Origin of the sequence: Streptomyces sp. CA-210063, assembly GCF_024612015.1 — a bacterium.
Classification (GTDB): Bacteria; Actinomycetota; Actinomycetes; order Streptomycetales; family Streptomycetaceae; genus Streptomyces.
On the sequence record NZ_CP102512.1, the window covers coordinates 4,237,963 to 4,250,808 of the forward strand.

The 12,846-nt window shown below is 70.6% G+C and carries 11 protein-coding genes; 4 read left to right on the forward strand and 7 right to left on the reverse strand.

Annotated features, from left to right (window positions below):
* Positions 1–22 precede the first annotated feature (22 nt).
* From JIX56_RS18200 to hemL, 4 genes are all read right to left on the reverse strand, one after another.
* A complete protein-coding gene (locus JIX56_RS18200) occupies positions 23–625 on the reverse strand; it encodes a TlpA family protein disulfide reductase (RefSeq protein ID WP_257542019.1) in 603 nt (200 codons plus the stop codon).
* Positions 626–713: 88 nt separating this feature from the next.
* Positions 714–1,982 (reverse strand): hypothetical protein, encoded by a 1,269-nt coding sequence (locus JIX56_RS18205; protein WP_257542020.1) that lies wholly within the window; start codon positions 1,980–1,982, stop codon positions 714–716.
* Positions 1,983–2,230: 248 nt separating this feature from the next.
* Positions 2,231–2,905 carry a histidine phosphatase family protein gene (locus tag JIX56_RS18210; RefSeq protein ID WP_257542022.1) on the reverse strand — a complete coding sequence of 225 codons (675 nt, stop codon included), beginning with the start codon at positions 2,903–2,905 and terminating at the stop codon, positions 2,231–2,233.
* Complete coding sequence (hemL, locus tag JIX56_RS18215; protein ID WP_257542023.1) at positions 2,902–4,221, reverse strand: glutamate-1-semialdehyde 2,1-aminomutase; 1,320 nt, start codon at positions 4,219–4,221, stop codon at positions 2,902–2,904. The genes JIX56_RS18210 and hemL overlap by 4 nt, the downstream gene beginning before the upstream one ends.
* A gap of 994 nt (positions 4,222–5,215) precedes the next feature.
* Here hemL and JIX56_RS18220 point away from each other — a divergent pair.
* Entirely contained in the window at positions 5,216–5,653 is a 438-nt protein-coding gene (locus JIX56_RS18220) for a hypothetical protein (protein ID WP_003974483.1), read from the forward strand.
* Positions 5,654–5,729: 76 nt separating this feature from the next.
* On the opposite strand, the gene JIX56_RS18225 is transcribed toward JIX56_RS18220, so the two are convergent.
* Complete coding sequence (locus JIX56_RS18225; RefSeq protein ID WP_257550951.1) at positions 5,730–6,434, reverse strand: NAD(P)-dependent oxidoreductase; 705 nt, start codon at positions 6,432–6,434, stop codon at positions 5,730–5,732.
* A gap of 183 nt (positions 6,435–6,617) precedes the next feature.
* Here JIX56_RS18225 and JIX56_RS18230 point away from each other — a divergent pair, with 183 nt between their 5' ends.
* Positions 6,618–7,547 (forward strand): LysR family transcriptional regulator, encoded by a 930-nt coding sequence (locus JIX56_RS18230; protein WP_257542025.1) that lies wholly within the window; start codon positions 6,618–6,620, stop codon positions 7,545–7,547.
* Between the two features lie 36 nt (positions 7,548–7,583).
* On the opposite strand, the gene JIX56_RS18235 is transcribed toward JIX56_RS18230, so the two are convergent.
* The gene (locus tag JIX56_RS18235; RefSeq protein ID WP_257542027.1) at positions 7,584–8,768 is read right to left on the reverse strand and encodes a M20 family metallopeptidase; all 1,185 of its coding nucleotides are present in this window, start codon (positions 8,766–8,768) and stop codon (positions 7,584–7,586) included.
* A gap of 59 nt (positions 8,769–8,827) precedes the next feature.
* Entirely contained in the window at positions 8,828–10,435 is a 1,608-nt protein-coding gene (locus tag JIX56_RS18240) for an AbgT family transporter (protein ID WP_257542028.1), read from the reverse strand.
* A 115-nt stretch (positions 10,436–10,550) separates the two neighbouring features.
* On the opposite strand from JIX56_RS18240, the gene JIX56_RS18245 reads away from it, so the two are divergent.
* Together JIX56_RS18245 and bla are read left to right on the forward strand one after the other, a co-directional pair.
* Positions 10,551–11,582 carry an Lrp/AsnC family transcriptional regulator gene (locus JIX56_RS18245; RefSeq protein WP_257542030.1) on the forward strand — a complete coding sequence of 344 codons (1,032 nt, stop codon included), beginning with the start codon at positions 10,551–10,553 and terminating at the stop codon, positions 11,580–11,582.
* Between the two features lie 84 nt (positions 11,583–11,666).
* Positions 11,667–12,605, forward strand: a complete 939-nt coding sequence (gene bla, locus JIX56_RS18250; RefSeq protein WP_443031838.1) for a class A beta-lactamase — start codon at positions 11,667–11,669, stop codon at positions 12,603–12,605.
* The last annotated feature ends 241 nt before the right edge of the window (positions 12,606–12,846 follow it).

The window sequence follows — 12,846 nt, forward strand, 5'->3', positions numbered from 1 at the left end:
CAGCACGGACGTCCCCGGCACGTCACTTCTCCGCGAGGATCGGCTTGAGCATCTTGCGCAGCTTGTCCTCGCTGAGCGCCTGCTGGGTGCGCGCCGCGAGCTTCCCGTCCCGGTCGATGACGAGCGTGGAGGGGATCATCTGCGGGTTGAGCGAGCCCTTCTCGAAGCGCAGCAGCAGCTTGCCGGTGGGGTCGTACAGGCTCGGGTAGTCGACCTTGTACTGCTCCTCGAAGGAGAGCGCGGGCCGGGTGCTGGTGTCACGTGTGTTGATGCCGACGAACTGCACGCCCTGGTCGGCGAGATCCTCGGAGACCTTCACCAGGTTGGGCGCCTCGGCACGGCACGGCGCGCACCACGAGCCCCACACGTTCAGGACGACGATCTTGCCCTTGTAGGCGGACGAGACATCGAGCTGGTCGCCGTCGATGGTCTTCCCGGAGAGGGCGGGCGCGTCGTCCCGCTCTCCCTTCTCCACCGTCGCGATCCCGTCGGAACCGGTGATGAACCCGGTCCCGCCACTACCGCCCTCGATACCTCCGCCCGCACAGGCGGACAGCACCAGCGCCAGGGCAGCGGCCCCGGCGGAGAGCAAAGCGGCACGACTACGGCTCGTACGGACACTCATGTGAAAAGTTTCGCATGCCCGTTTCGCGGTCTTACGGCGGGGTCAGCCGCCGTCGTATGCCGAGGTCAGACGCCGTCGTACGGCGAGGTCAGGCGGCCGATCCGGCCTTCAGGAACTCCTTCCAGCCGCCCGTCGGCGCCTGCCCCACCCCAAGCGTCCGGAGCTTGGCCAGCACCTCCGGCTTCTGGACGTCCATCCAGTCCACGAACTGCCGGAAGGAGACGATCCGTATGTCCCCGTCCTTGGCCTTCTCCTTGGCCCGGGCGATGTGCTTGAGGGCCTCCTCGACGGCGTCCATGTAGACCCCGCCGTTCCACTCCTCGAAGTGGTTGCCTATGAAGAGGGGCGCCCGGTTCGTCTCGTACGCGCGCTGGAACCCGGCGACGTACGCGCCGGTCGCCTGGGTGCGGTAGGCCGGGTAGTTGGCGGGCGGGGCCTGGGTGGAGTTCTGGGACTGGTTGTACATGATGTTGTAGTCCATCGAGAGAACCTCGAAGCCACGGCCCGGGAAGGGCACGGACTGCAACGGCAGGTCCCACAGTCCCTGCTTCTTCTTCGGCCACACCTGGAGGCCGCCGGGCGAGGAGGAGTCGTAGCGCCAGCCCAGCTCGCGCGCGGTGGGCAGCAGGTTCTCCTGCCCCAGCAGACACGGCGTGCGCCCGCCGATCAGCTCCTTGTCGTAGTCGAAGGGCAGCGGTTCGACGTCGGTCCAGCCGCTGTTGGTCTTCCACTCCTTGACGAACGCCTTCGCCTGGTCGATCTCGCTGCGCCACTGCTTCGGCGTCCAGTTCCCGACCGAGCCGGTGCCGCCGCAGAAATGGCCGTTGAAATGCGTGCCTATCTCGTGCCCGTCGAGCCACGCCGTGCGCACATGCCCCAGCGTCGACTTGATGTGTTCGTCCGTCAGATAACCGATGTCGGAGGCGCCGGGCGCGTTGTTCGGCGGCAGATACGTGCGCTTTTTCGACTCGGGGAGGAGATAGATCCCGGAGAGGAAGAACGTCATATGGGCGTCGTGCTCCCGCCCGGCCTTCAGGAACCGTTCGAAAAGCCCGTTCCCGACGTCTCCGGCCCCGTCCCAGGAGAACACCACGAACTGCGGAGGCGTCTCCCCCGCGGCCAACGGCTGCGGCTTCCCCGGCTGGTTCGGCTGCTTCCCCGTGTACGACGTCGACCCGTCACCCAGCGGCTTCGCCGTCTTCCCCGGCTTCTTCTTCCCCGGCCCCTTGCCGCCACCACCGGACCCACCGGCCTCGCTGGGCTTGCCCCCGAGCCCCGTACCGCACCCGGTCAGCCCCAGCCCGGCAGCGGCACCCGCACCGAGCCCGAGCATCCCCCTTCGCGATATTTCACGCATTACATCCCCCTTGGTCAGCTCACGCACCAGTTCACGTGAAGCACACCGTTTTAGAGGGATGAGGGAACGCCGAGGTTCCCATTGATCTCGGGAAAGCGCAGATCTTTGGGGGCGCGAGGAACTGCGCGGGTCGTTTAGGGGCGCGGGGAACTGCGCGGCTCGTTTAGGGGCGCGGGGAACTGCGCGAGCGACCACGACGGGCCCGCAGTTCCCCGACGACCTCAATCACCGGCTCTCCAGCGGAGCGCTTACGCCCCAAACGCCTTGTCCTTGCCCTTGACCCGCTTGGCCCCGGCCAGGAGATGCGGCGGTACGAGATCCCGCGCCGGCTCGCTGTAGCCGACCGACACGATCTTGTCGCCCTGGTACGTGAACGTGGTCAGGGAGGCGAGCGTGCACTGCCGGCGGCGCGGATCGTGCCAGAGGCGCCGCTTCTCGACGTACGACCGGACGATCCAGATCGGCAGCTGATGGCTGACGAGCACGGCCTCGCGCCCCCGCGCCGCGTCCTTGGCGGCGTCGAGCGCCCCCATCATGCGGATGACCTGGTCGACGTACGACTCACCCCAGGACGGCTTGAAGGGGTTGACCAGATGCTTCCAGTTCTCCGGCCGCTTCAGCGCGCCGTCGCCGACGCCGAAGGTCTTGCCCTGGAAGACGTTGTCCGCCTCGATGAGTCGCGCGTCGGTGGCGAGGTCCAGCCCGTGCGCCTTGGCGATCGGCGTCGCCGTCTCCTGCGCCCGCTCCAGCGGGGAGGCGCCGACGAACGTGACGTCCCGGGGTGCGAGATGGTCGGCGACCCGGTCGGCCATACGGCGCCCGAGGTCGGAGAGGTGGTAGCCGGCGAGTCGCCCGTACAGGATCCCGTCCGGGTTGGCGACCTCGCCGTGCCGCATCAGGTGGACGACGGTGATGTCACTCATGCCGCTGTTGCCTCCGCTGCTGCCCGCGCCGCCGCCGGAAGGGCGTCGGCGATCCGCTGAACCGCCCGCTCGTCGTGCGTGGTCGACACGAACCACGACTCGAACGACGACGGCGGCAAGTAGACACCCTGCGACAGCATCGAGTGGAAGAAGGCGTTGAAGCGGTACGACTCCTGCGCCTTGGCCTCCTCGTAGTTCCGCACGGGCGTGTCCGTGAAGAACACGGAGAACATGTTGGAGGCGTTCTGCACCGTGTGCGCGACGCCTTCCTTGGTGAGCGCGTCCGAGACGAGCCCCTGGATCCGCTCGGACACCGCGTTGACGACGTCGTACGCCGCGTCGTCCAGCAACCGCAGCTGCGCGAGCCCGGCGGCCGTCGCGACCGGGTTCCCCGAGAGCGTGCCGGCCTGGTAGACGGGCCCGGCGGGAGCGAGATACGCCATCACGTCGGCGCGCCCCCCGAAGGCGGCGGCGGGGAAGCCACCGCCCATGACCTTGCCGAAGGTCATGAGGTCCGGGACGACCCCGTCGATCCCGAACCATCCGGCCCGGCTGGTCCGGAACCCGGTCATGACCTCGTCGGAGACGAACAGCGCGCCGTTCTCGGCGCACGCGTCCTTGAGCCCCTGGTTGAAGCCGGGCAGCGGCGGCACGACGCCCATGTTGCCCGGGGAGGCCTCCGTGATGACGCAGGCGATCTCACCGGGGTGGGCGGCGAAGGCGGCGTGTACGGCGTCGAGGTCGTTGTAGGGCAGCACGATGGTGTCGGCGGCCTGGGCGCCGGTGACACCGGGGGTGTCGGGGAGGGCGAACGTGGCGACGCCGGACCCGGCCGCGGCGAGCAGCGAGTCGACGTGACCGTGGTAACACCCGGCGAACTTCACCACCTTGCCGCGGCCGGTGAAGCCGCGGGCGAGCCGGATCGCGGACATGGTCGCCTCGGTCCCGCTGGACACGAGCCGCACCTGCTCCAACGGCCCGACGCGGTCCACCATCTCCTCGGCGAGCGCGACCTCGCCCTCACCGGGCGTACCGAAGGAGGTGCCGCGCGAGACGGCCTCCTGGACGGCGGCGATGACCTCGGGACGGGAGTGCCCGAGGATCATGGGACCCCACGAACACACAAGATCGACATACTCGCGACCATCGGCGTCGGTCAGATATGGACCGGTACCGGACACCATGAACCGGGGCGTACCGCCCACGGCACGGAAGGCGCGGACGGGAGAGTTCACGCCGCCGGGCGTGACGGCCGCCGCGCGCTCGAAAAGAGTCTGCGAAACTGGGGCTTCGTACGGATAGCTCACACAGGCCATGGTGTCAGAGGCTCCGAAGATCCTGCGGACTGGTGTTTCCGCGCACGTTTCGGCGGGCGGTCGCGGGGGAGGTCACTGACACGATGATCGGGTTGCGCGGCGGGGGTCACGCGGCCCAGAAATGCGTTCGGGTGGAGATATGCATCGCGGTGGCGGACTGGGCGAGGGGGCCGGTGACCTCGGTCCTCGTCGTGCCCGGCGGGGCAGGCACCGACGCGAGGCGGAGGAGACCGCGGAGAAGCGACAGGAGCGGGGCGGGCCGACGGAACGGGGCGCGTCCCCGGACCGGAGCGCACCAGGTGTTTCGGGCGCACCGGGCGAGCTGAGCGGGTCGGCAGGGCCGACCGGGCAGGCTGGATCGACCGGGCCGGGATCGCCGGGTTCGTCGCCCGGGCCGCAGGGTTCGTCGCCGGGTTCGCTGCCCGCGCCGCCGCCCGGGCCACCCGTGCCCCCGGTACCGCCGGCTCCCTTGGTACCCCCCGCGCCGCTGTCGGGGTCGCCGGGGTCACAGCCCCCGTACGCTCCGCAGGGCCGGCCGGGCGTGTACGGTCCGCAGGGTGCACACGGCACACACGACCCACACGGTACGCACGGTACGCAGGGCGACGCCGACCGGACCGACACCCACACCGACCGGATCCCGAGCGGTTCCGACCGGGCCGAGGACGGTTCCGACCGGCTCCAGACCAACGAGTCCGACCGGATCCAGAGCGGTGGCCCTGAGCGGATCGGGCGGCGCAGCCGTATGGACGGTATGGACCGTATGGATCGTGCCGATCATGTGGATCGTGTCAATCGTGTGGACGGAATGGATCAGACGGACCGGATGGACCGTCCTGACCTGGTGGATCGCAGGAGTCGCGCGGAACGCAGGAGCCGCGCGGACCGCAAGGACCGTACGGACCGCATCGAGAGTGCGGACCGCGTGGACCGTGTGGAAGGCCTGGACCACGTGGTCAAGCGGCTCCGGGCGGGGAGCGGGAATGGTGGCCGGGTGGGGGTGACGTACAAATACTTCGGCGCGCCCGACGGCGCGACCGCGGCCCGCGTCCCGATCTCGATGCGCCCCGAGGAACTCGGCGGCGACGAGCTCGGCATGAACGGCATGTTCACCAAGATCAAGCCGGAGACGATGGCCGCGATGGTGCTGACCGGCATCGAAGGCGTCCCCCTCCACAAGGTGCCCCCGCTCGAACTGGTCGTCCTCCACCCCGACTACGCGGTCGTCAAGCTCCCGATGACCGTCGTCGACCCCCTCCGTGGCATCGGCGAGGAAGCGGTGGGCGCGGCGGCCTTCATCTGGTCGACGGTCCCGGACCGCGGCGGCCCCCGGGACGCGTTCAACGTCTACCAACTGCTGCACGAGTGGCAGGACTTCAGCCACCGGCTGCATGAGGCGGGGCATCAGCCGTACTGCCTGGTCTGGCCCTGACCCGGGGACTCATGGTTGGCGGGCGGAGCTTTCGGGCTCCGCCCTCGTCATGGGTGGGTCGGTGAGGGTCTTGGGCTCACGTCGGCGGATGTTCCTCGTGGTGGACGACCGTGATGAGGTGTTCGGGGCCAGGGGTCTCCAGTTCGTCGATGACGGCGGCGGCCAGGTCCTCGGCGCTGATCCAGGATCGGCCGTCGGGGCCGGTGAGCAAGGTGTCGGTGCCGCGCCGGTAGCTGCCGGTGCGTTCACCGGGCTCCAGCAGGGCCGGCGGGCTCAGGTAGACCCAGTCGGCAGCGGCATGAGCCTGGCAGGTCCGCAACTGGGCGACCCCGGCGGCGGCTACGGGCTTCAACTCGTCCGGCACATAGGCGGGGTTGTCGGCGACCAGCAGATCGTGGTCGTCGGGGCTGCGCAACGCCCCGGCTCCGCCGACCACGAGGACGCGCATTCCGAGCTGTGCGGCGATGTCCAGCACCGTACGGGTGGTGCCGACCAGGAACTCCTGGTCGACCGGATCGGTCCGCACGGTCAGGACGACGGCGTCCGCGGCGCCGCTCGAGGCGGAGCCCGCAAACGCCTCGCGTACGGCGTGCGAGTCATTCGCGTCGACCGTGATCGACGTCAGGCTTGCCTGGTTCGCCCGGTTCACCTGGTTCGTCTGGTTCGGGTTCTCGCTCGCGGGCTTCCGAGACAGGGCGAGCACCCGGTGTCCGCGTGCGCCGGCCTCGGCGATGACCCGGCTGCCGACCATCCCTGTGGCGCCGAGCACGGCGATCGTCATGGCTGCCTTCACCTTCACCTTCACCTTCACCTGCTCCTGCTCCTGCTCCTGCTCCTGCTCCTGCTCCTGGCCCGGTAACCGCTCGGTCGAGGTCCGCGGGTTCTGCGCGCCACGAGCACTCTGCGGGCTCTGTGTGTTCTGCATGTGATGAAGTCTCAGTACCACTCACCATGAATCCAAAGCATGCTTGCCATGGCAGCCATGAACGACAACGATGATGGTGTGGATCTCCAGCAGATGCGCTACGTCGTCGCCGTCGCCGAAACCCGCAACTTCACCCGCGCCGCCGAGCGCTGCTCCGTGGTGCAGTCGTCGCTCAGTCACCGGATCGCCGGGCTGGAACGGGAGCTCGGGGTCAAGCTGTTCGCCCGGTCCAGCCGCCGCGTCGAGCTGACCAGTGCCGGAACGGCGTTCGTCGCCGGCGCGCGCGAGTGTCTGGCCGCTGCCGACCGCGCGGTCGCCGACGCCGCCGCCGCGAACGGCGTGGTACGCGGCCGACTCGCCGTCGGCGTGATCGTGACCACGGCTGCCGTCGACGTACCCGAGTTGCTGCAGCGATACCGTGCCCGGCACCCGGACGTCCGCGTCTTCCTCCGTTCCGGACGCAGCGACGACCTGGCCGCGGCGATCCGGAACGGCGACCTGGACATCGCTTTCCTGGGCCTGCCGGAGGGCGAACGGCCGTCCGGCGTGGAAGCCATCGTCCTCGACCATGACGAGCACGTACTGGTGGTGCCGGCCGGACACCGGCTGGCCGGCGCTTCCCGCGTCGCGCTCCAGGAGATCGCCGAGGAGACGTTCGTGGACTTCGTGGCCGGGACACCTGCCCGGGCCCAGTCCGACCAGGCGTTCGCTGCCGCGGGCCTGGTCCGCGACGTCGCGTACGAGGCCGGCGTCGTCGAGCTGATCACCCGGCTGATCACGCGCGGGCTCGGCATCGCGCTACTGCCGTCGGCGTTCGTCCGACCGCTGGCCGCCGACCATCCCGAACTCGCGCTGGTCCCGGTGGCCGACGGGCCGCGTCGCACCGAGTATCTGGCGTGGAGCCGCTTCAACCCCAGCCCGGCCACCCGAGCGATACTCGACGTCCTCGGGGTCGGGCGACAGGCGTAGCCCGGGCAGGGGTGGTGATGGCCCATCCGCCGGCGTTCAGCCCGGTAGCGGCTCCGTCAGGCGGCACAGCAGCCCCGCGACCAGGGCCGTCTGGGCCGGGACCGTGTCGGGGTGGATGTACTCGCCCCGGGCGTGGGCGCCGTCGCCGATGGCGCCCATGCCGCAGAGGACGGGGAGGCCGAGGGCGGAGATGAAGTTGGCGTCGCTGGCGCCGCCGACGGCGGTGTCGGGGAGGGGGGCGCGGCCCTGGTCGTGGGCGACTTCGCGGGCGAGGTCGAGGAGGGGCGCGGAGGCGGCGTTGAGGGTCATCGGGGGGCGGTTCCAGGCGTGGTCGACCTCGATGCGTACGCGGGGGTCGCTGACCTGGATCGCGGCGAACTCGGCGTCCACACGGTGCTGTTCGCTCTCGCTGCTGACCCGGATGTCGATGCCCGCGCTGGCCGACCCTGCGACGACGTTGATGGCCGAACCGCCGCTGATGAGGCCGGGGTTGATCGTCGTACCCCGTGGGGGCGCGGCCACGGCCGCGGCGGCGACGATGAATTCGGACAGTGCCAGGGTCGCGCTCGCCCCGTCCTGCGGTGCGAGCCCGGCGTGTGCCTCCACACCGGTGGCCGTGACCTTGAAGATTCCGGAGCCCTTGCGGGCGGTCTTGACCGCGCCGTGGGCCGTGGGCTCCAGGACCAGCGTCGCGTCCACCTTCTTGGCGGTCTCCTCGATCACCGGGCGGGACGAGAGGGAGCCGATCTCCTCGTCGCCGTTGAAGAGGAAGGTGACGGTGGGGACCGGGGCGCCGCTCTCCCTGGCCAGCTTCAGGGCCCAGATCCCTTGCGCCAGGCCGGTCTTCATGTCGAAGATGCCCGGCCCGCTGAGCCTCGCCCGTCCGTCCTCGTCCGTCGCCTCCGGCTGCTCCCAGCCGGCCAGCGTGCCCGTCGGCCACACCGTGTCGTAGTGGCCGACCAGCGCGACGTGTCCGGCGCCCGTGCCCGCGTAGGTGAGCGTCAGGGTGTCCCCGCACGCCCCGCCGGGGTACCGGTGTTCACCGTCGGGCGCACCGAGGCGGGTGACCGCCACCTCCCGCAGGACGTCCAGGCCCGCCGCGAGCGCGGGCAGGTCGTAGCTGCCGGTCTCGTGGCGTACGAGGGTCAGGATGTCGGCGATGATCTCCGCCGAGACGTCCTGGGCGCGGGCGGTGAGGGCGGCGGCATGCGATGCGGTCATGGTCTGCCTTCTCGTGCGACGGCGTTTGTGTGCGGGGGGGTGTCTCTGGGGGTTGCGGGTCAGCTGATGCCGAACGGGAGGCCCAGCAGGTACCAGGCCACGAAGAACGCGATCCAGACGACCCAGACGACGGCGGCGATCGGGAGGGTGAAGGAGGCGAGGGTGCCGATGCCGGCGGACTTCCGGTACTGCTGGACGAAGCCCAGCGCCATCACGAAGTACGGGCTCATCGGGGTGACGCAGTTGGTGACGGAGTCGGCGACGCGGTAGACGGCCTGGGTGGTCTCGGGCTCGATGCCGATGAGCATCAGCATGGGGACGAAGACGGGCGCGGCCAGGGCCCAGAGCGCGGAACCGCTGGTGATGAGGAGGTTCATCAGGGTGATCAGTACGGCGATGCCGACCAGCACGGTCCAGCCGTCGAGCCTCAGGTCGCGCAGCGTCTCCGCGCCCGAGACGGCGAGGACGTTGCCGATGTTCGTCCACTTGAAGTAGGCGAGGAACTGGGAGATCGCGAAGAACAGGACGAGGATCGGCGCCATCGACCGGGTGCCGTCGGCCATCGCGGAGACGATGTCGCGGGCGGCGGAGAAGGCGCCGGTCATACGGCCGTAGACGGTGCCGAGGACGGCGAAGAACACGCCGAGGACGAGTGCCATCCCGCCGATGAGCGGGGAGTCGACGATGCCGCCGTGCTCGCCGCGCAGCGGTGAGGACGTGGGGATCATGGCGGCGGCCAGCAGGGCGACATAGCCGAGGGCGACCAGCCCGGTCACGCGCAGGGCGCGGCGCTGGCGCGGGGTCACCTCGATCGCCTCTCGCTCGTCGGCGCTCAGCGCGGTGACGGGCTCGTCGGGCTCCAGGTCCGGGCGGCGGGCGAGGACCTTGTCGACGACGAGGGTGATGACCAGGGCGACGAGGACCGACGAGGCGAGCCCGAAGAAGTAGTTGGCGACCGGGGTGACGACATGGTCGGCGTCGATGGTCTGTGCGGCGGCGGTGGAGATCGACGACAGCAGGACGTCGGTCGTGGTGAGGGACGGCGAGGCGTCGTAGCCGGCCGAGATGGAGACGTACGCGACGATGCAGCCGAGGACCGGGCTGCGGCCCGCCGCGCGGTAGACGAGCGCGCCGAGCGGGATGAGGGTGACGTACGCGGCGTCGCCGGCGACATGGCTGACCATGGCCGTCATCGACAGCGCGAAGGTCAGATACCGGCCGGGGACGCGCGCGACCATGCGGCGCAGGAGGGCGGAGAAGAGGCCGCTGCGCTCGGCGACGGCGATGCCGAACATCACGGTGAGGATGGTGGCCAGCGGCGGGAAGGCCGCGTAGTTCTCGACCGCCCCCTCGACGGCCATCGTGATGCCGTCCCCGCTGAGCAGGGACAGCACCTTGATCTTCTCGTCCGTCCCCGGGTGCACGGCGCTGACGTCGAGCGCCGCCAGCACGGCACTGAGGACGGCGACGACCCCCGCGAGGATCCAGAACAGCCAGAACGGGTGGGGGAGCTTGTTGCCGACCTTCTCGACCGCCGCCAAGCTCCGGAACGCGGCACGCAGGGCTTTCGACCGGGGCTCGGCCGGCTGTGACTCGGTCGGGCGTGGCTCGGTCGGGTGTGGCTCGGTCGGGTCGGGCGGCTGTGGCTGGGCAGAGGTGGCACTCATCGGTACCTCTTCGTGCACTGGAGGGATGTTCCTGCATACGATGGCACCCACATGAGAGATTTCCCAGGACGCCGACGTAACATCGGGATTAATCGGCGGTCTAAGGTGGGGCAGCATGACCCGCCCTCTCCTCGACGAGCTCGACCGGCGCCTCATCGGGGCACTGCACCTGGCGCCCCGGGCGACCTGGGACGACATCGGCGGGATCCTGTCCGCCGACGCCAGCACGCTCAAACGCCGTTACGACCGGCTGCACGAGGCCCGGATGGTGCGGGTGATCGGGCAGGCGGACTGGGGCATGCACTCCACGGCCATGCCGGTCCACGTCTTCCTGGACATCACCGGCGAGACCCCGCTGGCCGTCCTCGACCGGCTGCGCGACCTGCCCCACCTCCAGCTCCTCGCGCAGGTCTCCGGCGACTACCCGCTCTACGCCGTCGTGCACGCCCCCTCCGAGGCGGCGACCAGCGAGGCGGTCGACCGGATGTTCTCCGTCCCCGGCGTCCGCCGCGTCAACTCCCTGCCCGCGCTCAGCACGCTGCGCCGGGGCATCACCTGGGACCCGCAGTTCCTGACCGACACCGAGCGGGCCGAGCTGCTGAAGCTCACCGGGGGCCGGCCGGAGGGCACCGCGACCGCGACCGCCACGCCCCCCGCGAAACCCCTCAGCGAGGCCGAACGCACCGTCGTCGCCCAGCTGATCCGGGACGGCCGGGCCTCCTCCGCGAGCATCGGACGGGCCGCGGGCCTGGCCACCTCCACCGCGCACCGCGTCGTCCGCCGGGTCCTGGACGAGGGCTGGGTCAGGCCCCGGCTGGAGGTCGTGTCGCAGTGGCTGGGCTTCCAGACCCCGTTCATCCTCCGGCTGCGGGTCGCCCCCGGCGAAACCCCCGACGTCATGCGCCGTATCGACCGGCTCCCGCAGACCCGCCTCGCCGCCCACGTCGCCAGCGACATGTCCGTCCTCGCCACCGGCCTCGTCACCGACCGCTCCGCCCTCTCGTCCTTCATCGACCACGAGCTGGCCGAGATCCCCGGCATCGTCACGGCCGGCGTCGACGTGATGCTCGCGGAGCCGCGCCGCTACTGGCTGGACCGCGATCTGACCTCGGGCCTCGGGGAGTTCCACGCACCGGCGTTGCTGTGAGCGACCTGGGGCGGAGGGAAACCTGTGTGGCCACGGTGGCGTCTTCAGAGGCGAGCGGAGATCAAGACCAGGCAGGGGAAAACCTTGGAAACCACAGGATCACGTCCCACCCCGGAGCGAAGCCGCCGCGCGGTGCTCGCCCTCGGTGCCGTCGGTGCCGGCGCGGCGTTCGCGGCCGCCGTGCCGGGGGCGGCGTACGCCTCGGCTCCCGGCGACGCGGGGCTCTCCCGGCGACTGGGTGAGCTGGAGCGGGAGTACTCCGCGCGGCTGGGGATCTTCGCCCACGACACGGCCACGGGGCGCACGGTGGCGTACCGCGCGGACGAGCGGTTCCCCATCTGCTCGGTGTTCAAGACGCTCGCCGCCGGGGCGGTCCTACGGGACCTCGACCGCGACGGCGAGTACCTCGCCCGGCGGATCCACTACACGAAGGAGTACGTCACGGCGGCGGGCTACGCCCCGATCACCGGCACGGACGCGAACGTGGCCGCCGGCATGACCGTCGGGGAGCTGTGCGCCGCCACCGTCTCGCACAGCGACAACGGGGCGGCGAACCTGCTGCTGCGCGAGCTGGGCGGGCCGGCCGCGATCACCCGGTTCAGCCGCTCGCTCGGCGACCGCACGACCCGGCTCGACCGCTGGGAGCCCGAGCTGAACACGGCGGAACCGTGGCGGACCACGGACACCACCAGCCCGCGCGCGATCGGGAAGACCTACGCGCGGCTCGTCCTCGGCCGGGCCCTGCCGGACAGGGACCGGGAACTGCTGACCGACTGGCTGATCGCCAACTCGACCAACGTCCAGCGCTTCCGCGCGGGTCTCCCCGCCGACTGGACCCTCGCGGACAAGACCGGGGGCGGATCGGCGTACGGCGTCGCCAACGACGTGGGCATCGTCTGGCCGCCCGGCCGCCCGCCCCTCGTCCTGTCCGTCCTGTCGACCAAGTACGACCCCGCGGGGCCCACGGACAATCCGCTGGTGGCCAGGGCGGCGGGGCTGGTGGCGGGGGAACTCACGGGCTGAGCGCTCCGCTGGTAGGACGGTGGCGAAGCTGCGGGCCGGTGGGGGCTGGTCGCGCCCACGCGGCGGTAGCCGCACATTCGACACAGCCCCGCGCCCCTCACGGGGCGCGGGGACGATCAGGCAGTGCCCTTCCGGGTGCTGCCCCTTCGGGTGGTGGCCTTCGGGGTGGTGGCCTTCGGGGCAGTGGCTGGAGAGACAATTTCGGGCGAGTGCCGGGGTTCGTAGGGTCGTTGACGCAGGT